Origin of the sequence: Gemella haemolysans (genome assembly GCF_012273215.1) — a bacterium.
GTDB classification, from domain to species: domain Bacteria; phylum Bacillota; class Bacilli; order Staphylococcales; family Gemellaceae; genus Gemella; species Gemella haemolysans_A.
This window is the reverse complement of sequence record NZ_CP050965.1, coordinates 1,280,945-1,306,064: the sequence shown is the minus strand read 5'-3', so window position 1 is coordinate 1,306,064 and position 25,120 is coordinate 1,280,945. Positions and strand designations below refer to the sequence as shown.

Annotated in this window: 27 protein-coding genes and 1 riboswitch; of the genes, 24 read left to right on the top strand and 3 right to left on the bottom strand. The window is 29.4% G+C overall.

Annotated features, from left to right (window positions below):
* Nucleotides 1-54: 54 nt before the first annotated feature.
* Complete coding sequence (gene pgtP, locus FOC48_RS06210) at nt 55-1,392, bottom strand: phosphoglycerate transporter protein PgtP (RefSeq protein ID WP_003147151.1); 1,338 nt, start codon at nt 1,390-1,392, stop codon at nt 55-57.
* A gap of 322 nt (nt 1,393-1,714) precedes the next feature.
* Between pgtP and FOC48_RS06205 the strand changes: the two genes are divergently transcribed.
* The 14 genes from FOC48_RS06205 to srtB all read left to right on the top strand — a co-directional run bounded on the left by FOC48_RS06205 (nt 1,715) and on the right by srtB (nt 14,533).
* The gene (locus FOC48_RS06205) at nt 1,715-2,128 is read left to right on the top strand and encodes a MarR family winged helix-turn-helix transcriptional regulator (protein WP_003147150.1); all 414 of its coding nucleotides are present in this window, start codon (nt 1,715-1,717) and stop codon (nt 2,126-2,128) included.
* A 14-nt stretch (nt 2,129-2,142) separates the two neighbouring features.
* Complete coding sequence (locus tag FOC48_RS06200; RefSeq protein WP_003147149.1) at nt 2,143-2,502, top strand: DUF1304 domain-containing protein; 360 nt, start codon at nt 2,143-2,145, stop codon at nt 2,500-2,502.
* Between the two features lie 12 nt (nt 2,503-2,514).
* Nucleotides 2,515-3,168, top strand: a complete 654-nt coding sequence (locus FOC48_RS06195; protein ID WP_003147148.1) for an NAD(P)H-binding protein — start codon at nt 2,515-2,517, stop codon at nt 3,166-3,168.
* Between the two features lie 370 nt (nt 3,169-3,538).
* Nucleotides 3,539-4,933 (top strand): phospholipase A2 family protein, encoded by a 1,395-nt coding sequence (locus FOC48_RS06190; protein WP_172497770.1) that lies wholly within the window; start codon nt 3,539-3,541, stop codon nt 4,931-4,933.
* 277 nt (nt 4,934-5,210) lie between these two features.
* Nucleotides 5,211-5,495 (top strand): cupin domain-containing protein, encoded by a 285-nt coding sequence (locus tag FOC48_RS06185; RefSeq protein WP_003147144.1) that lies wholly within the window; start codon nt 5,211-5,213, stop codon nt 5,493-5,495.
* 65 nt (nt 5,496-5,560) lie between these two features.
* Nucleotides 5,561-5,929 carry a single-stranded DNA-binding protein gene (locus tag FOC48_RS06180; protein WP_003147143.1) on the top strand — a complete coding sequence of 123 codons (369 nt, stop codon included), beginning with the start codon at nt 5,561-5,563 and terminating at the stop codon, nt 5,927-5,929.
* Between the two features lie 134 nt (nt 5,930-6,063).
* Nucleotides 6,064-6,330 carry a DUF2087 domain-containing protein gene (locus FOC48_RS06175; protein WP_003147142.1) on the top strand — a complete coding sequence of 89 codons (267 nt, stop codon included), beginning with the start codon at nt 6,064-6,066 and terminating at the stop codon, nt 6,328-6,330.
* Nucleotides 6,323-7,510, top strand: a complete 1,188-nt coding sequence (locus tag FOC48_RS06170) for an MFS transporter (RefSeq protein WP_003147141.1) — start codon at nt 6,323-6,325, stop codon at nt 7,508-7,510. The genes FOC48_RS06175 and FOC48_RS06170 overlap by 8 nt, the downstream gene beginning before the upstream one ends.
* Nucleotides 7,511-7,695: 185 nt before the next feature.
* On the top strand, nt 7,696-9,942 hold the full coding sequence (locus FOC48_RS06165; RefSeq protein WP_003147140.1) for an endonuclease/exonuclease/phosphatase family protein: 2,247 nt from the start codon (nt 7,696-7,698) through the stop codon (nt 9,940-9,942).
* A 195-nt stretch (nt 9,943-10,137) separates the two neighbouring features.
* Nucleotides 10,138-10,515, top strand: a complete 378-nt coding sequence (folB, locus tag FOC48_RS06160; RefSeq protein WP_003147139.1) for a dihydroneopterin aldolase — start codon at nt 10,138-10,140, stop codon at nt 10,513-10,515.
* Nucleotides 10,515-10,988 (top strand): 2-amino-4-hydroxy-6-hydroxymethyldihydropteridine diphosphokinase, encoded by a 474-nt coding sequence (folK, locus tag FOC48_RS06155; RefSeq protein WP_003147138.1) that lies wholly within the window; start codon nt 10,515-10,517, stop codon nt 10,986-10,988. The genes folB and folK overlap by 1 nt, the downstream gene beginning before the upstream one ends.
* A 16-nt stretch (nt 10,989-11,004) precedes the next feature.
* Nucleotides 11,005-12,012, top strand: coding sequence for a tRNA dihydrouridine synthase DusB (gene dusB, locus FOC48_RS06150; RefSeq protein ID WP_003147137.1), 1,008 nt, complete (start codon nt 11,005-11,007; stop codon nt 12,010-12,012).
* Between the two features lie 315 nt (nt 12,013-12,327).
* Nucleotides 12,328-13,479: a pyruvate kinase gene (locus tag FOC48_RS06145; protein WP_003147136.1), complete on the top strand. Its 1,152-nt coding sequence runs from the start codon at nt 12,328-12,330 to the stop codon at nt 13,477-13,479.
* A gap of 208 nt (nt 13,480-13,687) precedes the next feature.
* Nucleotides 13,688-14,533, top strand: coding sequence for a class B sortase, LPKTxAVK-specific (srtB, locus tag FOC48_RS06140; RefSeq protein WP_003147135.1), 846 nt, complete (start codon nt 13,688-13,690; stop codon nt 14,531-14,533).
* Nucleotides 14,534-14,593: 60 nt separating this feature from the next.
* Here srtB and FOC48_RS06135 read toward each other — a convergent pair whose 3' ends face one another.
* Nucleotides 14,594-15,742: an MFS transporter gene (locus FOC48_RS06135; RefSeq protein WP_003147134.1), complete on the bottom strand. Its 1,149-nt coding sequence runs from the start codon at nt 15,740-15,742 to the stop codon at nt 14,594-14,596.
* 399 nt (nt 15,743-16,141) lie between these two features.
* Between FOC48_RS06135 and FOC48_RS06130 the strand changes: the two genes are divergently transcribed.
* The 6 genes from FOC48_RS06130 to FOC48_RS06105 all read left to right on the top strand — a co-directional run bounded on the left by FOC48_RS06130 (nt 16,142) and on the right by FOC48_RS06105 (nt 21,321).
* Nucleotides 16,142-16,771, top strand: a complete 630-nt coding sequence (locus FOC48_RS06130; RefSeq protein ID WP_003147132.1) for an MBL fold metallo-hydrolase — start codon at nt 16,142-16,144, stop codon at nt 16,769-16,771.
* 44 nt (nt 16,772-16,815) lie between these two features.
* Complete coding sequence (locus tag FOC48_RS06125) at nt 16,816-17,313, top strand: YdbT family protein (RefSeq protein ID WP_003147131.1); 498 nt, start codon at nt 16,816-16,818, stop codon at nt 17,311-17,313.
* Complete coding sequence (locus FOC48_RS06120; RefSeq protein WP_003147130.1) at nt 17,306-18,811, top strand: PH domain-containing protein; 1,506 nt, start codon at nt 17,306-17,308, stop codon at nt 18,809-18,811. Before FOC48_RS06125 ends, FOC48_RS06120 begins: the two co-directional genes overlap by 8 nt.
* A complete protein-coding gene (locus tag FOC48_RS06115; protein WP_003147129.1) occupies nt 18,804-19,295 on the top strand; it encodes a PH domain-containing protein in 492 nt (163 codons plus the stop codon). The genes FOC48_RS06120 and FOC48_RS06115 overlap by 8 nt, the downstream gene beginning before the upstream one ends.
* A gap of 72 nt (nt 19,296-19,367) precedes the next feature.
* Nucleotides 19,368-19,470, top strand: a riboswitch (SAM riboswitch).
* A gap of 112 nt (nt 19,471-19,582) precedes the next feature.
* Nucleotides 19,583-20,764, top strand: a complete 1,182-nt coding sequence (gene metK / locus FOC48_RS06110) for a methionine adenosyltransferase (RefSeq protein WP_003147128.1) — start codon at nt 19,583-19,585, stop codon at nt 20,762-20,764.
* Between the two features lie 197 nt (nt 20,765-20,961).
* On the top strand, nt 20,962-21,321 hold the full coding sequence (locus FOC48_RS06105) for a truncated hemoglobin (protein WP_003147127.1): 360 nt from the start codon (nt 20,962-20,964) through the stop codon (nt 21,319-21,321).
* A 54-nt stretch (nt 21,322-21,375) separates the two neighbouring features.
* Here FOC48_RS06105 and FOC48_RS10200 read toward each other — a convergent pair whose 3' ends face one another.
* The gene (locus FOC48_RS10200) at nt 21,376-21,924 is read right to left on the bottom strand and encodes a TetR/AcrR family transcriptional regulator (protein ID WP_419470979.1); all 549 of its coding nucleotides are present in this window, start codon (nt 21,922-21,924) and stop codon (nt 21,376-21,378) included.
* 396 nt (nt 21,925-22,320) lie between these two features.
* Here FOC48_RS10200 and FOC48_RS06090 point away from each other — a divergent pair, with 396 nt between their 5' ends.
* Genes FOC48_RS06090 through yhbY form a run of 4 tightly spaced genes read left to right on the top strand, consistent with a single transcriptional unit; the run spans nt 22,321 to nt 25,120 of the window.
* Nucleotides 22,321-23,097, top strand: coding sequence for a phosphatidylserine decarboxylase (locus FOC48_RS06090; protein WP_003147125.1), 777 nt, complete (start codon nt 22,321-22,323; stop codon nt 23,095-23,097).
* Between the two features lie 17 nt (nt 23,098-23,114).
* Nucleotides 23,115-23,690, top strand: a complete 576-nt coding sequence (locus tag FOC48_RS06085) for a YqeG family HAD IIIA-type phosphatase (protein WP_003147124.1) — start codon at nt 23,115-23,117, stop codon at nt 23,688-23,690.
* The gene (gene yqeH / locus FOC48_RS06080; protein WP_003147123.1) at nt 23,683-24,801 is read left to right on the top strand and encodes a ribosome biogenesis GTPase YqeH; all 1,119 of its coding nucleotides are present in this window, start codon (nt 23,683-23,685) and stop codon (nt 24,799-24,801) included. Before FOC48_RS06085 ends, yqeH begins: the two co-directional genes overlap by 8 nt.
* 19 nt (nt 24,802-24,820) lie before the next feature.
* Entirely contained in the window at nt 24,821-25,120 is a 300-nt protein-coding gene (gene yhbY / locus FOC48_RS06075; RefSeq protein ID WP_003147122.1) for a ribosome assembly RNA-binding protein YhbY, read from the top strand.

Sequence of the window (25,120 nt, the reverse complement as noted above, 5' to 3'; positions counted from 1 at the left end):
TCTCTATCAGAATAAGGAGGATTAAAAATCTTGTCTGATAGAGATATTTATTTATTAATTTTCTAACTGTTTAGATGTTTTTTTGAATAGTGTTAATGAGATGAATACAAATGCTAATACGCAAGAAACAATTAATGCGTAGAAACCACCATTCCATCCAAAGACATCAACAAGTTTACCCATAACGTAACCAGCGCTTGCTGATCCAAGTAGGTAACCGAATAAACCAGTAAGCCCAGTTGCAGTACCTGTAGCAACACGTGGAACTAAGTCTGCTGCTTGAAGACCAATCATCATAACAGGTCCATAGATTAAGAATCCGATAGCTACAAGACAGATATTATCTACTAATGGGTTTCCTGGAGGGTTTTTCCAGTAAATGAAAACAGCTACAAGAACTCCAGTTAAGAATAATAACATAGGAGGAGCACGGTGTCCTTTAAACACTTTATCACTTAAGTATCCACTAGTTAGCATACCGAAGATACCAGCATATTCATATAAGAAGTAAGCCCAACTTTGTTTGTCAACAGAGAAGTGTTTTACTTCTTTTAAGTAAGTAGGTGCCCAGTCGATAATTCCGTAACGTACAAAGTATACGAATACGTTAGCGACTGCGATAGCCCATAGGAATTTGTTGTTAATAATGTATTTAAAGAAAATATCTTTTGCTGATAATGTGTGAGCAGACTCAACTTTTTCTACAATTTTTTCACCTTTCCATTCGTCTACAGGAGGTAAACCTTCAGACTCTGGAGTATCTTTCATTAGATAAAACATAATAATTGCTAAGATAATAGCAATAGTCGCTGGTAAGTAGAATAATGATTGCCAAGCACCAAAAACTGAAAGTCCTAAAAGTGCAAGAGGACCGATTAATCCACCACCAAGGTTGTGAGAAACATTCCACCAACTCCACCAGGCCCCACGCTCAGAAGCAGAGAACCAGTTAGTCATTGTTTTAGCACCAGGTGGGTATCCCATACCTTGGAACCATCCGTTAAGTGCTGATAAGAAAATCATTAATGTTAATGAAGAAAGTACTGCAGGAACAAGACCGAAAATTAAGCTGACAGCAGCAGAGGCAACTAAACCAATAGTAATAAAGTACTTAGGATTACTTCTATCTGAAACGTTACCCATGATGAATTTACTGAAACCATAAGCTAAAGAAAGGGCAAGAGAAACTTTCCCTAAATCAGCTTTAGAGTAACCATATTGATCAATTAAATAAGGGATAGCAAGTGAGAAGTTTTTTCTAATTAGATAGTATGCTGCGTATCCAATGAAGACTCCTGAGAATACTTGCCATCGAAGTTTTTTATATTCAGCATCAGTACGAGAACTATCAATTCTCGGTTTTGGTGCTGAAGCTCTTAAAAATGAGAACATAAAAATTCCTCCTTTACTTCAATAATGTATTATTTTAAACTTTAGATAAACTTAATTCATATTAAGCTTACTTATTAAAAACTTTGACGTCAAACTTTTAATAAATAGTTTACTTTTGAAAAATAGTTAACTTATAAAAATATTATATATAACCAATAAACCTTTGTAAATGTATTTTTATAAAGTTTTTCTCTTTTAGAAAATACCTTACAGTACATGTCAGAAAATACCTTACAGAGTTAATAGTTGATAAGTCAATGATAAAAAGATATAATAATGGCAATCTATAATTGACTAGTCAATAAAAGAGGAGGTTATGTGGATGGATGTAAGAAAATATGTAAATCTATTGCATGATTTGAAAGTGTTAAAGAGAAAGATTGCTCATATATTTGAGAAAAAAATAGGGATAAGCCTAACAAGATTTCAAATTATAAAATACTTATATGAAGTTGATGTAGCAACACCTAAACAGCTATCTAAGATTTTAGAAATAGACGCAGCTGCTATAACTAGACATTTGAAAAAATTAGAAGAAGCAGGATATATTAATAAGCGTCGTAATAAAGAAAACAATAGAGAAATTTATGTAGAAATAACTGAAGCTTCAAAAAACAAAATTGATAGTTGTACTAAAGATACTGATATCAGAAATATTATCAGTGAGGATTTTACAGATGATGATCTAAAAAAACTGACTAAATTATTAGATAAATTTAATAAAAGCTTAATTTAAGAAAGAGGTATAAAATGAATATAATATCAACCATTTTAACAGTGTTAGTAGCAGTGCTATTTTTCTATATAATGTACTTAGAAACTTTTGCAACAGATTCAGACAGTACAAGTAGAGTATTTAATATATCAAAAGAAGAATTGAAAAGACCGAATTTAAACATATTATTCAAAAACCAAGGTATTTATAATGGCTTATTAGGTGTAGCATTATTATATGGTACATTTATATCAAAAAATCCTAAAGAAATAGTAGGATTGCTATTGGTTTATATTATACTAGTTGCTATATATGGTGGTTTAACAAGTGATAAAAAAATAATATTAAAGCAAGGTGGATTACCTATTTTAGCTTTAATATCATTATTCTTCTAGAGGTGCGATAAAATGGAGAAAACGGCGGTAATCATTGGAGCTACAGGTGCTGTAGGTAAAGAAATATTAAAAAAAATCTTAGCAGATGACTTTTATAGTAAAGTATATATTCTTGGAAGGCAGTCAATAGACAAGTTAGCTGATGAAGAAAGATTAACTAAAATAATAGTTGATTTTGAAAATTTAAATTTTGATACAAGCATTCTAAAAGATGCAGATGTATTTGCAAGTCTTGGAACAACGATAAAAATAGCCAAAACTAAGGAAAATCAACGCAAAATAGATTTGGATTACACAATTAACTTCGCGAAAATTTGTGAAGGAAGAGTTAGGAGTTTTAATGTTGTATCGGCAGTTGGAGCAAATAGCAGATTTAAAAGCTTCTACTCTTCTTTAAAAGGAGAATTGGAAGAACAATTACAAAAAATGAATTTAGGAACTTTGAGAATATATAGACCGTCATTATTAATTGCTAAGAGAGCTGATAAGAGGGTGATGGAAGATTTTTTCATTAAATTATCTCCAGTACTTAAGCCTATACTACGTAGGAAATTTAAAAAATATAGTCCTATTGAAGTAGGGATATTAGGGAAAGAAATAGTTAGATTTGCGATAGAATATAAAGAAAAAGGGATATATACTTATTCTGATTTTAAAGAAGCTTAATGATATTATACATTAAGTTTTTTTATATTTTTAATAAGAAATTTATTAATAATGATAAAAATAAAAAAAGATATATAATGTACAGAATATATAAATATTATTTTTTAGTAAGGTAACAAAGTTATGTAGATTTAAATGATTAATTATTTATTGTCTTAAATATAGAAAAATTTAATTGCCATATTTTTGAAAAATATACAATTATTTAGAGACAATCGCTATTTAAAAGATATTAATATCTTTTAAAATTAAATTTATTGAGATATATTTTTTATTGAAAAGAAAATATTATTATGATATAGTATCTTTTAAAGTGAACTATTTAAAAAATAGTTTTCTTAAATCTACATATTAAAAAGGAGATAACAGTATGAAAAAAGGGTTAACAATATTCGCATTAACTACTATTCTTTGTGGAGCAGCTGCAATAACAGATGTAAAACATGAAGCTTTTGCAAAAAGTAGTTCGAGCTCAAAAGGAAGTAGTGCAAGTTCAGGAGGACGAGGTTCAAGTTCGAAGGGTGGTAGTTCGCATTCAGGAGGCAGAAGCTCAAGTTCAAAAGGAAGTAGTGCGCACTCAGGAAGTAGAAGTTCGAGTTCAAAAGGAAGTAGTGCACACTCAGGAAGTAGAAGTTCAAGTTCAAAAGGAAGTAGTGCGCACTCAGGAAGTAGAAGTTCAAGTTCAAAAGGAAGCAGAAGTTCAAGTTCAAAAGGGACTAGTGCAAGCTTAGGAGGAAAAGCTTCAAGTTCAAAAGGGGCTAGTGTAAGCTTAGGAGGAAAAACTTCAAGTTCAAAAGGGGCTAGTGTAAGCTTAGGAGGAAAAACTTCAAGTTCAAAAGGGGCTAGTGTAAGCTTAGGAGGAAAAACTTCAAGTTCAAAAGGGGCTAGTGTAAGCTTAGGAGGAAAAACTTCAAGTTCAAAAGGGACTAGTGTAAGCTTAGGAAGAAAAACTTCTAATTTAAAAGGGAACGTTTCACAAAAAGGTCAAACAAATAGAAATTCAAAAGGGAAACAAGTTTCTATAAATAAAAAAGCGAGTACGAGTGCTATTCAGAGTACAAAGAAAAATAATTCAGTAAAAGTAATTTCAAAAAATAAGAATAGAAAATTATCGAATAAAGCTGTCAGTATAAAAAATAAAACAGCTATAAAAGGAACTTCAAAAGTTAATAGTTTAAGAAAAACAAATAAAATTAATTTAACTAAAAAATCAGTTGTACCCCAGAAAAATCTTAAACTTACTAACATATCAAAAAAAAATGTTACGAATAAAGCAGTTAATGCTAAGACAAAGATTGCTACGCCACAAGAAATATCAAAATTACCAACTATAGCAATTGCAAGATATGCTATAAAAACAAGAACAGGAGCTAAGCTAAATCAACTACATGGGCATTATTGTGGACCTGGACATGGAGATATTGTTAATGGTCCAAAGCCAGTAGATGCATTAGATGCTTTATGTCGAGCTCATGATATAGGATATGAAAGAAAAGGTTATTTTAATAGAGAAGTTAATAACGAATTTATAAAAGGTGTGTATAGAGATGCTCATAAAATGTCTCCGCAAGTAAGAGAAAAAGCTTATTATTACGCGGAAGGATTTAAACGTATGGATAAAACACCATTACAAGAAGGTGCAAAATTTGGAAGTTTTGTTTCTGGAAAAGTTAAGGCGGCAGGTGCAGCGATAAGTAACGCTTTTAAGGCAGTAGGAAATGTTTTCAAATCAAATACAGCACCGATTGGTAAAAGGGCCCTGTAAGTGAATGTGAAAATCGAAGTGAGAAATCACACCACTTATTCCTTCTTACTAAGAAAGTTGTGCATTAATCAAAGGTCATAGAATACTAGAGAGAAATACCTCAAAAATTAGTTTATTTTTGAGGTGTTTTATAATGAAGGTATTACTCATAAAATTTAGAATAGTAACTTATGATAGAAAATTTTAACGTTATAAATTTCATTTGTTTTCTAAGCAGAAAAGGAGTATAATGAAATTAAATATAATAAATATTAATATAGTATAAAGGAGAATTAATATGAGCGTAGGAATAATTTTTGAAGAAGCAGGTTTATTAAAAAAACATGATAGATTTAAATTAGTAAAAAAAGTAGGGAAAGAAGGCGATGTTATTCCTAAACATAATCATCCAGAAGCTTTAGTAGTATTTACTTGTGTCAAAGGTGAAGTTAAAGTGTTTTTAAACGATGAAGAAATTCATATTGTAGAACCAGGTAAGGTATTACATTTTGATGGTGATAATTATATTAATGCAGAATTTTTGAAAGATGGCGAAGTTTTTGTTACTTTAATCAATAAATAAGACTAAGATAATCTTCCTAATGTTTTCATAGCAATCTAGATTACTATTTTAAGGGAGGATAAATTATGTTAAATCAAGTAATTTTAATAGGAAGATTAGTAAAAAAACCAGAATTAAAAGAAAGTGATAAAAAAGTAAGTTATATTAAAGCTACTATTGCAGTTCAGTCTGATTTTAAGAATAAAGAAGGGAACTATGATACTGAATTTTTCGAATTTACTGCTTTTGGTAAAATCGCAGAAAATACAGCCAAATACTGCGAAAAAGGAAGTTTACTCAATATAGTGGGTACTTTAAACAATAATGTTTATAAAGATAAAGACGGAGTGACCCACTATAGAATTAAGATTATAGCTAATAAAATTTCATTTTTAAGTAAAGGATCTAAGAAAGAAGAAAGAGAAGCTGAAGATGTTTTTGTCTTAGGGCAATAGAAATAAATAGTAAACTAGGTTGCAAAACCTCTAACATAGTACAAACTGTGTTAGAGGTTAATTTTATACTTGTTTTTTATTTTATTTGGTATATAATAGTATATAAAAATTTAAATTTGAAAGGAAAGCGTGCTATGGAAGAAGTAAAAATAAAATATTTTAAGAATGATAAATTGATAACAATACCAAAAAAAGAAAAAAATAAGATTCTTGTTCTTCAAATAGTTTTAGAGATGTTGAAAGAAAAATCACTAGAGTTTACAGAAAAGGAATTAAACGAAGCGATTAAGAAGATTCATTCGGATTATTCTCTTATTCGAAGATACTTAGTTGACTATAAGTTTTTAGATAGGGATAATTATGGAAGAATATATAAGGTTGTAGGAAAAAAAGATGAATAATACTAAATTTTATTATCTATATAATATATTAGTTACAGTAGCAACAGCATTCTTTAATCCGATTTTATATATTTACTTACTAGCAAAGAATTTTTCTTTCGCTGAAGTAGGGTTGTATTTATCAATTTTTTGGTTAGCTTCTTTTATGACAGAACTGCCTTGCGGGGCAATAACTGATAATATCGGGGCAAAAAATAGTATTCTTCTTAGTTCAGTTTTTAGGGTTGTTGGTTTAATATTATTGCTTAGCAATAGTTTAATTTTACTGTATATTTCTGCGATTTTATCCGCAATTGCAGAATCGTTTCAATCTGGAACACTAACAAGTTGGTTAGTAAATGTAAGCAATAAAAATAATGAAGAGGTAAATATTGATAAAGTTCTTTCTAGAAATTCTCTGTATGCATTATTTTTCTCAGCAATTGCAGGATTTATAAGTGCTAAATATGTGTATGTTTATTATAAAAGTTTGTCAATAATATTAAGTATGCTAGTTTTTATTATTTCGCTGTTTATTACACTTTTATTTATGAAAAACTTAGAAATTACACAAAAAATATCGATTGAGAAACTAAAAGGATCATTTGGAACGGTTAAAAACTCACTGAAGGAAACATTATATGTGAAAAGTAGTGTATTTCTTATGATACTTTTCGTTATTCCGTCTATCTTAGATCTTGGACCATCTAATCAATGGCAAGCGGTATTTGAAAAGCTTGATACTAATATAATTGGTTATATTTGGGTAGGTATTTCTATTAGTGGAATGTTGGGAAGTCTTATATATGAAAAACTATCAAATGAGTTATCAAAATTCCATGTATTGTATATATTTGTAGTTATTAATATTGGAACGTTATTAATGTTTATCTTTATTCAGAATGTTTATGCTAGGTTTTTATTATTTATGCTGTATATTATTTTCTTTACTATGATGAGTATTCAGGTCAATATATTTATGCATAAATATTTAGTAAAAAATGATGATAACAGAACAACTGTAGTTTCAATATTCTATACTTTCGAATCTATTATTGTAGCAATATTATTATCAGTTAATGGAGTACTGACTGATAAAGTTGGTATAGAAAATACATGGCTAGTATTTTTAGGAGTAATAGGAATAGTTATTATATCATTTGCACTTGCTATGTTCAAAAAGAAATTTAATAAGTCATAGAATATCAAAATAAAATTTTTATAGCTAATATTATATGAGGGTGCCACTCGATAAAAACAAAGTTTAGGAAATAATTGTTTTTATTGAGTGGTATTTTTTTGAAAAGGGTAAACAATTGATGTTGCTTATTAGTTAGATTAATAGTAAAATAATTAGTATAAACTTATATACAAGGAGTTCATATTGTGAAAAAATACAAATTATCAATATTATTAGCAAGTGCAGTGTTAGGAGGAGTAGGTGCAACTTATTTATCGGCTGAAGCCAATGAAGTTTCTGCGGCTGAGGTAAAAACAGAAGTAGTTACACCGGCTACTACAGGAAATAATGAAGTGACACCTACTGGAGCGACTACAACAAGTCCTCAAACTACTGCTCCAAAAGAAGTAAAAAACATAGGGGAAGTACAAGGTGAAAGCCATGAAAGTCCTTTAGTTGGAAAAGAAGTAGTAATAAACAATGTTGTTGTAACTAAGACTGACAAAACTGGTTTCTATGTTCAGGATAAAGTATCAGACAATAATCCAAAAACTTCTGATGCGGTATATGTCGCTTCAAAAGACAAAGTTGAATCAGGTGATTTATTAAAAGTTCAAGGAACTGTTAAAGAAGGTTATATGGAAGAATATTCTGTAAAACCAGGTCAAACTTTTAAAAAACCAGCTGGAAGTTTAACAGTTACTCAAATTATTAACGCAACTATAACAAAATTAGGGAAAGCGGATTTACCAAAAGCATTAAACATTTCTGAAAAAATGCCTAAAGACATAGTTGATAATACACCAACTAAATATAATCCAGAAACTGAAGCTTTAGATTATTGGGAAAGTCTAGAGGGAATGCGTGTAGAAGTGACTAAACCAAAAGTTACTGGGCCACAATATAAAGGTGATATTTATGTCTTACCAGGCGACTACAAAGGTCAAAAACTTAATAACATCGGTGGAGTAAATCTTCGTCCTGGTGTACAAAATACAGAAGTACTACCTATTACAGTAGGGAATAAATTTGTAGCAAAAGCAAAAGACTACTTTAATGAAAATATTACAGGAGTAGTTACTTATAAAAATAAAACATATAAAATTGATCCATCTAGCGTACCAGCAATTCAAGATGGAGGATTAAAACGTGAAGTATCTAAAATTTATCCTTCTGAAGATAAGTTAACAATTGCTTCTTACAATATTGAAAACTTCTCAGCAAATAACAGTGGTCATGATGAAACACCAGAGGAGAAAGTTGATAAGATTGCTAATTCATTTATAAAAGAAGTTCACAGTCCTGATATCATAACTCTTATTGAGGTTCAAGATAATAATGGTGGAGTTAATGATGGAACTGTTGATGGAGTTAAGAGTGGGGAAAAATTAGCTCAAAGAATTAAAAGTCTTGGTGGACCTGATTATAAATATACTGAGATAGCTCCAGTTGATGGAAAAGACGGTGGAAAACCGGGAGCTAATATTAGGGTAGCTTACTTATATAACCCTAATAGAGTAACATTAATCGGTAAAGAGAAAGGTGGAAGCGAAGAAGCTGCTCGTTTCGTTAATGGGCATCTTGAAAAAAATCCATCAAGAGTTGATCCAACTAGCGTTCACTTTGAAAAAGTTAGAAAATCATTAGCTGCTGAATTTGATTTTAAAGGTGAAAGAATCGTAGTAATTGCGAACCACTTAAAATCAAAATTAGGTGACGATGCAATTTATGGTTCTAATCAACCATCTGTTGAAAATACTAGACCAAAACGTATAGAAGAAGCGAAAATCTTAAATGCATTCATTAAAGAAGGATTGCGTCAAAATCCTAACTTAAAATTTGTTCTTACTGGTGACTTCAATGACTTCGAATTCTCAGATAGCGTGAAAACAATCGTAGGAAATGAACTTGTTAACTTAATGGCTGAACATGAACAAGGAGACAGATACTCATACTTCTACCGTGGAAGTAATCAAAGTTTAGATAATATTTTAATTTCTAAAAATATTAAAGATAAAGTAGTCTTCTCTCCAGTTCATATTAATGCTTCATTCATGGAAGAACATGGACGTGCTTCTGACCACGATCCAGTAGTTGTGCAAATTGACTTCAGTAAAAAAGAAGTATCAACTACACCTGAAACAAGTCCAGCGTCTACTCCAACTACTGAAGTAAAACCAGTTTCAGAAAATAAACCTTCAGAAGATGTAGCTTCTAATCCAAACCAAGAAGTTGCTAATTCAAAAGAAGTTAAGGAAGAAAGAGCTGAACAAGGTAGCAAAGTTACAACTGAACAAGTTAAATCTAAAAAAGAGGAAACAAACAAAGGAGAAAACTTCTCTGGGAAAAATGTTCTTCCAAAAACTGGATTAAATTCTTCTAATTCACTTCTATTCGCTGGATTAAGTGCAGTTGCTGCATTCGTTCTAGGAAGAAAAAGAAATAAAAACTAATTAAAAATTTTCAAATTTCACAGTAAAAATATTAATAAAAATTGAATTTTACTTAAACGACTTTAAAAGAGATGTTATAAAATCTTTTTTAAAGTCGTTTTTTATTGATATGCAAGTATAATCATTAGAGAAATAAGACGAAATATGTTAAAATTTTATAGTTAAGCAAAATAATGATTGAGAGGTATATTAATCATGAAGACGAAATTATTTATAAATAATCTTGAAGTATTTGCTAATCATGGGTTATTTGAAGAAGAAAATAGACTAGGTCAGAAATTTATTTTTAGCATTGAGTGTGAGCTTGATTATAAAAAGGCGTTGTTCAGTGATGAGATGACAGACAGCATAAGTTATGCTGATATTGCGGATGTAGTGGTAGAGACTGCAACTTCAAATACGTATAATTTATTAGAACGCTTAGCTGGAGAAATTTTAAGAAATATTTTTGAAAAATTTCCTCAAATTGAAAATGTTAAGCTAGAAATTAATAAACCAGCTGCACCTATAAAATATCATTTTGAACAATGTGGAGTAGTTGTAGAAACATCACGTGAAGGATTTGGATTATAATGATTATACTAGCATTAGGAACCAATATAGAGCCACGAGAACAGTATTTAAAAGATGCTTTAAGAAAAATAGAAGCGAGTAATCTTAAAATTACAAAACTAAGCAGTATTTACGAAACACCTGCATGGGGTGGAGTAGCTGATCAAACCTTTCTAAATATGTGTATAGAAATAGAGACTTCATTAGGAGCGTATGAACTACTAGATACTATTCAAAAGATAGAGTTAGAACTTGGGCGTATTAGAAAAGAGCACTGGGGAAATAGAACGATAGATATAGATATAATTACATATAATAATTTAGTTTTTAATGATGATAGATTGATTGTACCTCATAAATATATTCATGAAAGAAATTTCGTACTAGCTCCACTAGTAGAAATGTATGGAGATATAGATGTTGATGGTAAGAATATAAAGCAATCATTAGACAAAATAACAGAAAAAATTAGTTTGTATAAAGAAAAATTGTAAAATGAAAGGATAGAAGATGTTTAAAATTAGAGAAATTGAAATACCGAACAGAGTAGTTTTAGCACCGATGGCAGGTGTATGTAATGCTGCGTTTCGTCTAACAGCTAAGGAGTTTGGTGCTGGATTAGTTTGTGCCGAAATGGTTAGTGATAAAGCAATTTTATTTAATAATAAAAAGACGATGAATATGCTGTATATTGATCCTAGAGAGCGTCCACTAAGTTTACAAATATTTGGTGGTGAAATCGATACTTTGGTAGAAGCTGCAAAGTATGTTGATAAAAATACAGAAGCGGATATTATCGATTTAAATATGGGATGTCCAGTTCCAAAAATTACAAAAGTAGATGCTGGAAGTAAATTACTTCTTGATCCAGATAAGGTATACGAGGTAATTGCTCGACTTGTAGATTCAGTATCTAAGCCTGTAACTGTAAAAATGCGTATGGGATGGGATGATGAACATATTTATATAATGGATAATGCAAGAAATGCAGAGCGCGCTGGAGCTAGTGCAATAGCTATCCACGGTAGAACAAAAGTTCAAATGTACAGTGGAAAAGCCAACTGGGATGTTATTCGAGATGTTAAAAAAGAACTTAAAATTCCAGTTATAGGAAACGGAGATGTAACGACTCCAGAATTAGCTAAGAAAATGTTAGATGACACTAACTGTGATGCAGTTATGATTGGACGTGCAGCTTTAGGGAATCCATGGATGTTATATCGTACTGTAAAATATCTAGAAACTGGTGAATTAACAGAAGAACCAACACCAAGAGAAAAAATTGATGTATGTTTATTACACTTAAGAAGGCTTATGGAAATTAAACCTGAAAAAGTTGCTGTACATGAGATGAGAAAACATGCTGCATACTACATGAAAGGTATTAAAGGTGGAGCGAAAGTTAAAAAAGAATTAAATACTTTAAACTCATATGCAGAGATGGAAAACTTATTTGGTGAATTTTTAGATTATCTTGAATCAGGAGTAGCAGCACTTAAAAAAGAAATAATAATTTAATGTATTGAATTATTGATTAATTAACATATGAAATATAGAAAAAAAGAAACTGTAGTTAATTAGGTACGGTTTCTTTTTTATTTTTATATTTTGAATAATTATTGATATTATAATATTCAAATACAACTCTAAAACTTGTTAAAATAATTGTTTTAAGAATGTCAGTAGAGTATAGATTAAAATTGTTAATAAAAAATGTTTAAGGAAATTATAATAATCAAGGATTATAATTTTAAAAAATTATCTAGAAAATAATAATTTGATGTGTTATAATATTTTTAAAAGAAAACGTTTTAAAGATAAGGTAGGTATATTATGACTAGAAAGGCAAAAATTATCGCAACTTTAGGAAACAGTACAGAAGAATTATTAGAATATATTATAGAAAATGGGGCAGATGCTATCTTAATCGATAATTATTATGGATGCGCAGAAGAGTGTGATTTTAGAATTAATAAAATTAAAGAATTAAGAGAAAAATTAAATAAAAATACTGCAATTATTTATGATTTAGATCATATATATGCAGAAAGTAAATATAAACTTATAAAAATTGAAGAGAACAATGTTCATTTTGCTTGTCAAAATGATGTTGATTTTGTTGCCTGCCCATTTGTTAGTAATTTGGATGAAATTAGAAAAGTAAAAAGTATACTTCAAGCTAATGAGAAGAAAGATATTGGATTAATTGTAAAAATAGATTGTAAAGAAGCATATGAAAATATCGATGAGATTATTCAATTTGCAGATTCAATAATGATTAATAGGGATGAGCTAGGTATGGAATTACCTTACCAAAATTTACCTAGTATCCAAAAAGAAATTATTAGAAAAGCTAATGATTCGACAAAAGAAGTAATCTTAACAACGCAGATGCTTCATTCAATGATCTATAATCCAAGACCGACACGTGCAGAAGTATCTGATGTAGCTAATGCAATTATAGATGGTGTTGATGCAATAATGCTAATCGAAGAAACAGCAATAGGGAATTATCCAAAAGAAGCATTAGAGACAGTTGATAGAATTATTACCTACATCGAAAATCAAGATATAGTAAAAGATGATGATTCGGAAGAATATAAACATCATAAAATGAATATTGCGCATGCAATCTCATTATCAACTAAATATCTTCTTGATTCTGTTGATGTAAATAATATCGTAACTTATACGAAGTCAGGAAGTACTGCGAAATTTATCGCAAGATACCGACCAAAAGTTCCAATATTAGCAGTAGTACCAACTAAACAAAAAGCTAGAAAATTAGCATTAACACGAGGTGTTACTACATTTATAGAAGAAAAAACACTATCAATGGAAGAAATGCTAAATTGTGCACCGAATTTTTCTAAAGAGTCTGGTTTAGCAAAAGAAGGAGATTTAATTCTAATTACAGCTGGACAACCAGATTTAGGAAAAGACAATGTTCCACCTACTGACTTTGTAAATATTAGACAAGTTTAAAATAATAATAAAATAAACCATAATAAGAGTGATTTAAAATATCAAATGATTTTTAATCACTCTTTTTTTGAATTCTAAAAGAATGATTCTGGATAAAAATTAATTTTCAAACTAGTAATACAATCTTTTGAAGAAATTTATGTAAATATGATATAATCTAATTTATAATTTAGACACAAAGAGATAATTTTTAGAAAGGAAAGACTTTATGAAAAATAGTAAATCAATATTAAGAAATATATTGAAATATCTACTACTAGTTGTTATTTTAATTGGTGGTTCGTATGGAGCTTACTCATATTTTAATTCAAGTACAAGTTCTACTGAGTCTCAAGTTCAAATAAATAAAAAAGAAACTAAAAAACAAGAAGAAAAATATGTTGTAGATAAAGCGGAGAAAGAATACTTAGAAAAGAAATTTAATGAGTTAAAGGCAATCAATAAAGAGGTCATCGGTTATATGTATGTACCAGGTGATGGAAAAGATTCCTTAAAAGAACCGATGTTACAAACAACAAATAATTCTAAATATTTGGAATATGGTTTAGATAATAAACCTGCCCCATATATAGGAGCAGTTTTCATGGACTATGAGAATCAACCAGATCTAACTAAGAGTGATGTGAAATGGGTTTTTGGGCATGCAAGAGCTGGAATCGAGGAAAAGAAAATTACTTTAGATACTAGAGTATTTAACAATATGAATTGGTTTGGAAAAAAAGATTATTTTGATAGCCATAGAGTTATTGTTATGGAAACTTCTGAAAGAAAGTATTATTATGAAGTAACTGGTGTGAAAGTTGTAAATGAATTTACAAATTTATATCAAATTCCAACTACTTCAGATAAAAAAGGAGAATTTATCAAGCTGTTTAAAGAAGGAGCTAAGAATTGGCTAGAAAATAGCAAGATTTCTGGAGAGGATAATATGACTGTCTTTTGTACTTGTAGATTAGATGATGTTGCATTACGTACACTAGTATTAGCAAGACAAGTACCAGATAATGAATTAAAAGAATTTTTAGAGAAAAATAAAGAGCTACTTAATAGTTAATAAAAAGGAGAACATCTGAGATATTAGTATCAAAGAGGTTCTCCTTTTAAGTTTTAGATTTTATTTCTTGTTTCTTAATACTGCATAACTAACTAATGTAGAAATTAGCATTAGAGCAGTAGTAATGAAGAATGGTGTTGTATATTTTTCTAAGTGTAGGGCTTCCGGTATTTTTGTCAGCACTACAGGAGTAAGGATAACACCAATATTTCCACCAACTAAAATTACACTTGTTGCAAAGTTGATAAATTTATTATCTAACTTATTTGAAATGTAGAAGAAGTTGAATGACATAGTTCCTACGAAGCTTATTCCAATAAAAATAGCTGCGATGTAGAAGATAATAATATTGTTTGTTAAAGCAAATAATATACCTCCAATTGTCATGAAACTTAACATTATTGGTAAAGTTAGATTTTTGAATCTCTTAACAAGAATACCAAAGATGACTCCAGAAAGTATACCACTTAAAGCTAAGATTGTAAGTAGATTTCTAGCAACATCTGGTTGGTAATGATATTTTTCTGCTAGTAGTGTAGGTATTTTAATAGTTGCTCCCATGTATGAGATTCCTACTAAAAATGTTAAAAGAGTTAGAACGATAGTTTCTTTATGAAACTTAATGCTAACTTTTTTATTATTGACATTTTCAGAATTCGGTACAAATAATAGGAAAATTATAAATATAGGAAGTGCTAAAGCGTAAACTAAAAATGTATATTGAATACCGTAGATTAGTAAGTATCCTGAAATAAAAGTAGTTAGAGCTTTACCTATATTTAAAAATGCAGTTCTTAATCCGATCATAGTACCACGGTGTTCTTCATCAAAGAAATCACTAATCATACTGATTGAAAGTGAGTTGAATAATCCGATACCAGCACCAAGAAGTAATCTACTGATTAAAACAACTTTGAAGTTAGTTGTAAAGGCTGGAACTATACCAAATATGAAGATAAGAAGCAGTCCAAGTAGAACTGTATTTTTCTTTCCGATTAATTTAATAACACCGTTGCTAAGAAGAACGAAAATCGTAATCATCATAGCTGGTATTGTTGCTAAACTCTCAATAGAAGCCAGACCTATATTTGGGTTATTAGTATGATAAAAATTATATAGGTTTGGAATTACTGGAGAAATAGCAAGATGTGACATTAATAATATAGAAATACTAAGTAATGAAAACTTAGCGAATGAATTTAATTTCATTTTTGTATCTCCTTTTATTAGATAATCAATTCTAACTTATTTTGTAAGGGGTTGCCCCAAAAGCACTAAAAAGTTCTAAAATTTAACAAGGTTCATATGAGAACTCATAGACGCAGTGGTTTATTGATATCTAAAATCGCTTTATATAAGCTTTTTAGATATCTAATAAACTGTGTTGGGGTGACTCGACAAAATCGATTTCTCCGAAATCATGATTTTTGAGTCACTCCCAAGTTTCTTATGAAAACCATACTATTCAAGTATAAGAAAAATATTAACTTTGGTCAAGTGAAGATGGGTTATATAAGTAAAGTAAAAAAACTACTAATTAAGACTTGTTAATAACATAATAATAGGATAAAATAAAGATAACAATAATTATGGAAAGGTTTTGAGAAAATGGCAAAAGCAGAAATTAAAAGAATAGTAATGGATATGGTAGATGAAAATTGCTATATAGTTTATAAAGATGGACGAGGAGTTATTGTAGATCCAGGAGAAGGATTTGAGAGAATACAAAAAGCGGTAGAAGAATTAAATGTAAAAATCGAAGCAATATTACTAACTCATGCTCATTTCGACCATATTATGTCATTAGATGAATGTAGAAAACATTATGGAGTGCCTGTTTATATTTCAGAACATGAACGTGATTGGTTACAAAACCCTGACTTTAACGGTTCAACATTGTTCCGTTTAAGAAGACCACCTATGACTGATCCAGCGGAATTTGAGTTTGAAGAAAATAAAAAATACGAAATTGCTGGTTTAAGTTTCACTGTGTTACCAACACCAGGTCATTCACCAGGTGGAGTATCATTTGACTTTGGAAAATTTATAGTTGTAGGAGATGCATTATTTAGAAGCGGTTTTGGTCGTTATGATTTATACGGTTCAGATTATGATGCTTTAAAAAATTCATTAGGAAATGTATTATTCAAACTAGATGGAGCTAAAATAGTATATCCTGGACATGGTGATGAGACTACAATTGAAAGAGAGAGAGATCTAAATCTTATAGGTTTCTAATTTTAAAAATTATATTGTTAATTTTTAAAATAGGGAGGGATTTTATGAGGAAATATATAGGAAGATTGTATGTTGATTATATATTCTTTAATATTTGGGCGATAAGTTTAACGTGTGTTGTTGTGGCTTCAGCAATTTTTAAATTTACTGGTTTTGAAGAAGCTTTTGGTATAGATGTGTATATTATCCTATGGATAATATTAGGGTTAGTATTTTTAAATCATGTAATAGTTGTAATGTTAAGAGATAAATATGAGTATAATACATTTTTTGAAATTACAGATGAACATTTTAAATTGGCTTCAACATCGGTGTATACATTTTTTAAGTTGGAGAAAGTAGCACCACTTAGGAATATACTAGATTACACAATTAAACAAAATATATTGTCGAAAAAATTCAATATTTATAAGGTTAGTATAAACACTGGTTCTGAAAAATTAGAATTCTATGTTTCTAGAAAGGATGTAGAACAATTAGAAAAGCAATTGTTAATAATACTAGAAAATAATCTTAACTATAGGAGGTATAAAGATGAATAATATTAAAAAAAGTCGAGTACACCCTATGGTTATTATGGATACTGTAATTACAGGATTTAGATTGTTTGGTATTTTTATGGTGTTAGCATTAAAAGAACAAAATTGGAAATATTATTCACTAGTTTTGTCGGGATTCCTTTTATTAATAGTAATAGGTATATTTGATTATTTCTTAAAAAGTTATGAAGTCCGCGATGGGGCATTAATTTATACAAAAGGAATAATAAATAAAGAAGCAAAAAATATAAATCTTGAAAATATCCAGTCGATAGATATGAGTTCTAACGTATTGTACCAGGCATTTAACCTACTTTCTGTAGATATAAATCTTGTTGGAGGTAAGATCAGGATAAAACCTCTGAAGAAGGAAGTTGCATTAAATTTAATTGATATACTAAGAGAATTAAAACAAGGTCAAGATGAGGATATAGCTATAGATCAAGAAGAAAAAGTGCAAGAGTCTCAAAGAGAAATATTAAGATTATCCGTGAAAGACCTTGCATTTTATGGACTGCTTAGGGTTAGGTTCTTTGCAGCTTTAGGGTTAATATTAGCATTAAATGGTAAGATTCGAGATGTTTTCAAATATATCTTCGATAATGAAGCTTATTTTGATGAACTTCTTCAAAAAAATGCTAAGTCAGTCGCAGGGAACATAACAGCCATATTTATAATAATTGGAATTTTTATGATTTTAGTCGTAATCGCATCAGTTATTCATACAATTGTAAAATACTATAACTTTATCCTTACTACTAAAGAACATAATTTATTATGTAAATATGGATTGTTAAATAAAAAATCACTAGTTATTGATATTGATAGAATTCAGAGTGTAAAATTGATATATCCGTTACGTTATCGCCTTTTTGGATTAGCGAAGTTATCTGTTGAGACTTTGACTAATAACGTATCGGAAGATTTAAGTGAGCAAAAATCTACGATAGATGTCTTACCTTTGGTAAAAAGAGATTTTGTGCAGAATTTTGTGAAAAATAATCTAAGTATTGATTTAGAACATTATGATAATTTAGAAAGTGAAAAAATACAACGAAAAGCTAGAATTGCATTGTATCGTTGGAGTTTGTTTAATTGTAGTTTTTTACCGATAATAGTATTTGTGATTTTATACTTTGCTAATATAGATTTGAAGTTAGAGTATAAAGTTTTAAGTTCGCTTGCATTCTATATTGTCTTAGTTTCATATAGTATTTTAGTAAAAAACTATATGTTGAAATATAATGAACTTTCTTATGATAGATATTATTTCAAGAATACATTTATGAGACAATTAACAATAATAACAGAATTCATTAAGGTGAAAAAAGTAGGAACTATTAATTGTAGAACAAACTATTTTATGAATAAAAGAAATCTTGCTCATCTATCGATAAATTCTATTGGAGTAAACTCAGATATTAAGTTGAAATACTATGATAAAGGATATAAAGAAAAATTAGAAAGAGATTTTATAATTTCGGAGGTAGATTATGAATAGAATATTTGAAAAAAAATCGAGTAATTTACCACAAAGAGCCATACAATATGTGAGAATACATTTTGGAATATATGCTCTACTTCTCTTATCACCAGTTATTGGTAAAAGTGTATATGATTATTTTAAAACTAAAATAAATTATACATTTCTAGGTCTAGGTATATTAGCGATAATAACAATATATGCTATAGTGGCTTTAATTATCCCACCATTAGTAATTAAAAATTATTCTTATGAAGTAGACGAAATGGGTGTGTCGGAAGTTGAAGGAGTGTTTTTCAAGAGTAAAAAAACTTTACCATTTAATATCATTCAAAATGTTACTATTCATACAGGTCCAATTTTAAATAAGTTTAAATTAGCCAATATACAGATAACGGGAATATATAGCAAATTATCGATTGATTATCTTCCAATTGAAGAAGCGGAGAAGTTAAAGAAAAAAATTCTTAAGGAGAGAAGTAAGTATAATATTGAATATTAATTTTATACTTTATCATTTGACAAATGACAGAAAGTATATTAAAATCGAATATGCTGATAAAAGAAATATAAATACTTATCAAGAGTGAGTGAGGGATAAGGCCCGATGAACTCCGGCAACCTAATCAATTGATTAAGGTGCTTTCCTTAGCAAAGGTTACTTTGAACGATGAGGTATACATAAAGACCTTGTCTATAAGATAAGGTCTTTTATTTTTAGTTAAAAGATATTAAGGACTTAGAAAGATTTGTATTAATATCAGACAAAAAATATTTTAGGAGAAAAAAATGAGCAAAACATATTTATTTACATCAGAATCAGTAACAGAAGGACACCCAGATAAAATTGCAGACCAAGTGTCAGATGCGATTTTAGATGCGATTTTAGAACAAGATCCATACGGACGTGTAGCTTGTGAAACTTGTGTAAACACAGGATTAGCTGTGCTAGTAGGAGAAGTTTCAACAACAGCAAATGTTGACTTCCAACAAATCGTACGTGATACAATTAATGAAATTGGATACACTGATCCTAATAAAGGATATTCAGGAGATCATATTTCAGTTCTTGTTGGTTTAGATAAACAATCTCCAGACATCGCACTTGGAGTTGATAATTCATTAGAAACAAAACAACAAAAAGAAGAAAATGAAGTAGGTGCGGGTGACCAAGGTCTTATGTTTGGATTTGCAACTAATGAAACACCAACATATATGCCACTACCAATTTACCTAAGTCAAAAACTTTCGAAACAATTAGCAGAAGTCAGAAAAAATGGAACGCTAACTTACTTAGGGCCAGATGGAAAAGTTCAAGTTACAATCGAATATGATGTGAATCATAAAGTAAATAGAATCGATACAATCGTAGTTTCAACTCAACACGATGCAGATGTAACTCAAGAACAAATTCACGCTGATATCAAAAAATATGTAATCGAGCCATGTTTAGATAAAGAATTATTAGATGAAAATACTAAGTACTTCATCAATCCAACAGGAAGATTCGTAATCGGTGGACCAGTAGGAGATGCTGGACTTACAGGACGTAAAATTATTGTTGATACATACGGTGGATTCTCACGTCACGGTGGTGGAGCATTCAGTGGTAAAGATGCGACTAAAGTAGATAGATCAGGAGCATATATGGCTAGATATATTGCCAAGAATATCGTAGCTAGTGGAATCTGTGATAAAGCTGAAGTTCAATTAGCTTACGCAATTGGAGTGGCTCACCCAGTATCAATCTTTGTTGAAACATTCGGAACTTCAAAAGTTGACGAAGGGGATATCGTTAAAACTATTAAAGAAGAATTCCGTTTAACACCAAACGGAATCATCGAAACTTTAGACTTAAGAAAACCAATCTTTAAGAAAACAGCTGCATATGGTCACTTTGGACGTGAAGATGTAGAATTCACTTGGGAAAGAACTGACAAAGTGGATGCATTCAAAAAATTATTAAAATAGTAGTATTGAGACGTAGAGTGGGTAATATCCTATTCTACGTTTTGTATTTTTGACAATAAAATTTGCTAAATTCAAAAAATAATATCAATAATAAATTGATGTTTGATAGCATTTTAATTGCAAAATAATACTATATGTAGTTTAATATAAATAAGGACAAAAAGTGAAAAAAATATGTACAAATTGTGGAGGTAATTATGAACCTATATGAAAAAATAGGAGAAGAAAAAATTGATGAGTTAGTTATACATATGTATGATGATATTATCCCTAATGATGATAGAATAAATATTTTGTTTAATGATGGGTTTGAGAAAATAAAAGTGGAACAAAAGAAATTCTTTAGGTTGTTTTTAGGGGAGCCAGGGCATTCTGTATTCGCTACTCCAGATTTAAGAAAAAAACATATGAAATTACCAATTTCAATAAAAGAAGCAAAATATTGGTTGGAGGATTTTGAATTAGCTTTAGATAGATTAGACATAGATCCTGCAATAAAGAAATTTGTGAGTCAAAAAATTAATTCATTAACAATGCAGATGATTAATACAATTTAATAAATTAAAGAACCTTCTTTATCGATAATTTAATTCAATAAAGAAGGTTTTTCGTTATGCGACAACTTCGTCTTCATCTGATTTAGAGAATATTTCTCTAAGTGTTTCAGGAGAAGAGGTAGAAACAAATTTTATTGATGATTTTATATTGAACAGGAATGCTTCATCTTTGTGAATTCTATTAGCAGTTAATGCACCTTGGATACTAGTGAATAACCATTCGCTAACAGGGTTACAAACATCTTCTGGTAGATTTCTATCGAATAAACCATCAGCAAGTAGTAAACGCCAATTTTCAAGAATATCACTGCATTTTTCAGCGATTATTGGAGAAAGTTCTGCAGTCTCCATCGCCAATAATGTAAGTGAAAAACCACTACGTTTACAAGCTTTCCCTTTTGATATAAAAAGATCAAAAATAGCTGTTAAATACTCCTCTAAAGTCCCTAATTTTGGAGAAATTGTTTTAAATTCTTTTTTTACATTACTGTTGATTTTATCTAATGCTTCTAGATAAATTTCATCTTTTCCTTTTGGAAAATAGTAGTATACGCTTCCCTTAGGGGCTTTAGCTTTTTTAATTATATCCTGAACACTTGTCAGAGAATAGCCCTTAGTTCAAACGTTTTGGACAGTTGTTAAAATAATGTTTTCTTTAACTTTATTGTTTAACGTCATGTCATTCACTCCCTTGTTTTATTATTATAATTCTATTATACAATTTTATGTTATTAAAATCAACAATATATAATAAAAATTTTCTACTTAACCTGAATATACAGATACTGAATTATAGGCAGTGTTAACGTGTAACATTCAAAATAGTCTATAATTCTAAAATTATGGAAATATAAGAATATAATGTAATAATAATTATTATTTAAAAAAATAAATTTTAATAGATAATTTTGATATATTATTAGCTTTTTTCTTTGCAATATTTGTATTTAACCGACTTTTATAGTAAAATATAGAATGATATTCAATAAGGAGACGGGTATGTTAAAGAAGAAAATGTTTCAACTTTGTGTTGAATTAACTAATGGAAATATGAGCTCTAAAGCTCTGAAAAAATTAACAAAATCTAATCTAAGTCGATTAATGATACAACCATTTGCTAAGGTATATGATATTAATACTGATGAAATTTTAGATGAAATTGATGATTTTAAAAATTTAAATGAATTTTTTATTAGAAAGTTACGCCCAGATGCTCGACCAATCAATCTAGATGAGAATTCACTTGTAAGTCCAACTGATGGAGTGATTTCTGAAGTAGGTGTTATTTCTGAAGAAAGAACATTTGTTGTGAAAAATCAAGTTTACAACGTTCAAACATTGGTAGGAGATAGTGAGTTAGCGGATAAATATAAAGATGGTACATACATGATAATATATCTTAGTCCTAAGAATTATCACCGTATTCACTTTCCTATGAATTGCCAAGTAAAGGATGCTTATAGTCTTGGTAAATATTCATATCCAGTTAATAATCTTGGGTTAGAATTAGGAGATAATATACTAAGTTATAACTACAGACAAGTGTATAAATTAAGTGGAAAAATCAATTATACACTAATACCTGTAGGGGCTCAAAATGTTAACTCAATTATTCCTACATATGAGAGTATCTATGTGAAAAAAGGAGAAGAGTTGGGTTATTTCGAGTTTGGTTCAACAGTTGTATTACTGTTTGAAAAAGATAACATAATCTTAGAAGAAAACTTAGAGAATAAAGAAATCAAGATGGGAGAGAAAATAGCAACTATTTTATAGGCTATTGTGTAGAAAAAATGGTACTAAAAAGATATTTTTCACCAGATGATTTTGTAGAAAAGTATGAGTTTATTGATGTTGAGTATATGAATATGCACAACAAAAAAGTAATTATTTCAGATTTAGATAATACTTTAATATCATGGGATAGTAAGAAAGATACTAAAGAATTGAATAAATGGCTAAAGAAGATGAAGAAAGCTGGTTTTGATATTATTGTTGTATCTAATAATACAGAAGAGCGTGTTGAAGAATTTTGTAAAAAATTAAATCTTCAATATGTTGCGGGTGCAAAGAAGCCTTTAACTATCGGTTTTAAAAGAGCACTAAAAAAATTAAATAGAAAGCCAGAAGAAGCAATTATTTTAGGAGATCAAGTTTTAACTGATGTTTTAGGAGCGAAAAGTTTTGGAGCCATGAGTGTATTAGTTAAACCAATTTCAAAGACAGATGCTTTTAAAACTAGAATTAATAGATTTTTTGAAGCATTAATAATACATAATCTAACTAGAAGAAAAGCATTTCCTAAAATGAAAAAAGTAGGATATAGATTAAAACACAAGAAAGAAAATAGTGGAGGCCATATTGAGTAATAAAGTTTATTGTATAGGTTGTGGTGTTGAAATTCAAAGTGAGGATCAAAATAAACAAGGCTACTTACCAAAAAGTGTTGTAGAAAAAAGTATTGATGGTAATCTTGTTTGTAAAAGATGTTTCAGATTGAAAAATTATAATGAGGTATCTGATGTTCAACTAGGTGCTGAAGATTTTTATCAACTTATCAAAACATTATCGAAAAAAGATGCATTAATAGTAAAAGTTGTAGATATCTTTGATTTTTCTGGAAGTTGGATTGAAGATGTAGTAGATATCGTAGGAAATAATAAAGATATTGTCTTAGTAGCTAATAAACTAGATTTACTACCGAAATCAGTTAAACAAAATAAGGTGAAACAATGGTTGTTTAAGATGCTTAAGGCGAAAGGAATTAAAGTAAAAGATATTCTATTAATTAGTGCAATAAAAAATCAAGGTGTAGAAGAAGCTGCTAGTCGTATAGATGAGCTTCGTAATGGTAAGGATGTATATATTGTAGGTGCGACAAATGTTGGTAAGTCTACATTTATTAACAAACTTATTGAACTTACAACTGGGGATAAAAATGTTATTACAACATCTCACTTCCCTGGAACAACACTTGGAATGATCGAGATACCTTTAGACAGAGCTACTAGTATTTATGATACGCCGGGTATCATATTAGATTACGATATTGCTCATTATCTAGATGCACAAAGTTTAAAATTAGTAATGCCTAAAAAGGAGATTAAAGCTCGCGTATTTCAATTGAATGCTGAGCAAAGTTTATTCTTTGGTGGTATGGCTAGAATGGACTTTGTAGAAGGTGAGCGTCAAAGTTTCACTTTATATGCGTCTAATTTAGTAGAAATTCATCGTACAAAACTTAGTAATGCAGATGCATTATTTGAAAAACATTTAGGAACGTTATTGAAACCACCATTTGAAGATAATATTTCAATATTCAATAATCAAGTTAAGAAAAGTTTCACTATTGATAGTAGAAAAATGGATATTGTAATTTCTGGATTAGGTTGGATAACGGTTAATAGCGATAGTGGATGTAAGATTGATATTCATGTTCCAGAAGAAATTGAAGTGTTTGTACGTGAATCAATAATATAGTATAAGAAAAGAGGATAAGATGTTAAAAGGAAAACAAAAAAGACAATTAAGAGCATTAGCACATCATTTATCACCGATTTTCCAAGTTGGAAAATCAGGTGTGAATAGTGATATGATTCAAGGAATCAGAGATGCGTTAGAAAAACGTGAATTACTAAAAGTTAGTATTTTACAAAACTGTGAAGAAGATAAAGATGAGGTAGCGAAAATTTTATCTGAACGTACTTCATCTGAATTAGTTCAAGTTATTGGACACACAATTGTATTATACAAACAAAGCTCTAAGGAAAAGTATAGAAAAATAGAGTTGGTGAAGTAA

Bases quoted from the DNA above. Each gene is read 5' to 3' on its own strand.
- srtB (WP_003147135.1), top strand. From the start codon at position 13,688: ATGAAAAATAGTAAATCAATATTAAGAAATATATTGAAATATCTACTA.
- FOC48_RS06115 (WP_003147129.1), top strand. From the start codon at position 18,804: ATGAATAGAATATTTGAAAAAAAATCGAGTAATTTACCACAAAGAGCC.
- FOC48_RS06125 (WP_003147131.1), top strand. From the start codon at position 16,816: ATGAGGAAATATATAGGAAGATTGTATGTTGATTATATATTCTTTAAT.
- FOC48_RS06195 (WP_003147148.1), top strand. From the start codon at position 2,515: ATGGAGAAAACGGCGGTAATCATTGGAGCTACAGGTGCTGTAGGTAAA.
- metK (WP_003147128.1), top strand. From the start codon at position 19,583: ATGAGCAAAACATATTTATTTACATCAGAATCAGTAACAGAAGGACAC.
- FOC48_RS06085 (WP_003147124.1), top strand. From the start codon at position 23,115: ATGGTACTAAAAAGATATTTTTCACCAGATGATTTTGTAGAAAAGTAT.
- folK (WP_003147138.1), top strand. From the start codon at position 10,515: ATGATTATACTAGCATTAGGAACCAATATAGAGCCACGAGAACAGTAT.
- FOC48_RS06190 (WP_172497770.1), top strand. From the start codon at position 3,539: ATGAAAAAAGGGTTAACAATATTCGCATTAACTACTATTCTTTGTGGA.
- FOC48_RS06130 (WP_003147132.1), top strand. From the start codon at position 16,142: ATGGCAAAAGCAGAAATTAAAAGAATAGTAATGGATATGGTAGATGAA.
- FOC48_RS06145 (WP_003147136.1), top strand. From the start codon at position 12,328: ATGACTAGAAAGGCAAAAATTATCGCAACTTTAGGAAACAGTACAGAA.
- pgtP (WP_003147151.1), bottom strand. From the start codon at position 1,392: ATGTTCTCATTTTTAAGAGCTTCAGCACCAAAACCGAGAATTGATAGT.
- dusB (WP_003147137.1), top strand. From the start codon at position 11,005: ATGTTTAAAATTAGAGAAATTGAAATACCGAACAGAGTAGTTTTAGCA.
- FOC48_RS06205 (WP_003147150.1), top strand. From the start codon at position 1,715: ATGGATGTAAGAAAATATGTAAATCTATTGCATGATTTGAAAGTGTTA.
- FOC48_RS06170 (WP_003147141.1), top strand. From the start codon at position 6,323: ATGAATAATACTAAATTTTATTATCTATATAATATATTAGTTACAGTA.
- FOC48_RS06105 (WP_003147127.1), top strand. From the start codon at position 20,962: ATGAACCTATATGAAAAAATAGGAGAAGAAAAAATTGATGAGTTAGTT.
- FOC48_RS06090 (WP_003147125.1), top strand. From the start codon at position 22,321: ATGTTAAAGAAGAAAATGTTTCAACTTTGTGTTGAATTAACTAATGGA.
- FOC48_RS06185 (WP_003147144.1), top strand. From the start codon at position 5,211: ATGAGCGTAGGAATAATTTTTGAAGAAGCAGGTTTATTAAAAAAACAT.
- yhbY (WP_003147122.1), top strand. From the start codon at position 24,821: ATGTTAAAAGGAAAACAAAAAAGACAATTAAGAGCATTAGCACATCAT.
- FOC48_RS06135 (WP_003147134.1), bottom strand. From the start codon at position 15,742: ATGAAATTAAATTCATTCGCTAAGTTTTCATTACTTAGTATTTCTATA.
- FOC48_RS06175 (WP_003147142.1), top strand. From the start codon at position 6,064: ATGGAAGAAGTAAAAATAAAATATTTTAAGAATGATAAATTGATAACA.
- folB (WP_003147139.1), top strand. From the start codon at position 10,138: ATGAAGACGAAATTATTTATAAATAATCTTGAAGTATTTGCTAATCAT.
- FOC48_RS06120 (WP_003147130.1), top strand. From the start codon at position 17,306: ATGAATAATATTAAAAAAAGTCGAGTACACCCTATGGTTATTATGGAT.
- FOC48_RS06180 (WP_003147143.1), top strand. From the start codon at position 5,561: ATGTTAAATCAAGTAATTTTAATAGGAAGATTAGTAAAAAAACCAGAA.
- FOC48_RS06200 (WP_003147149.1), top strand. From the start codon at position 2,143: ATGAATATAATATCAACCATTTTAACAGTGTTAGTAGCAGTGCTATTT.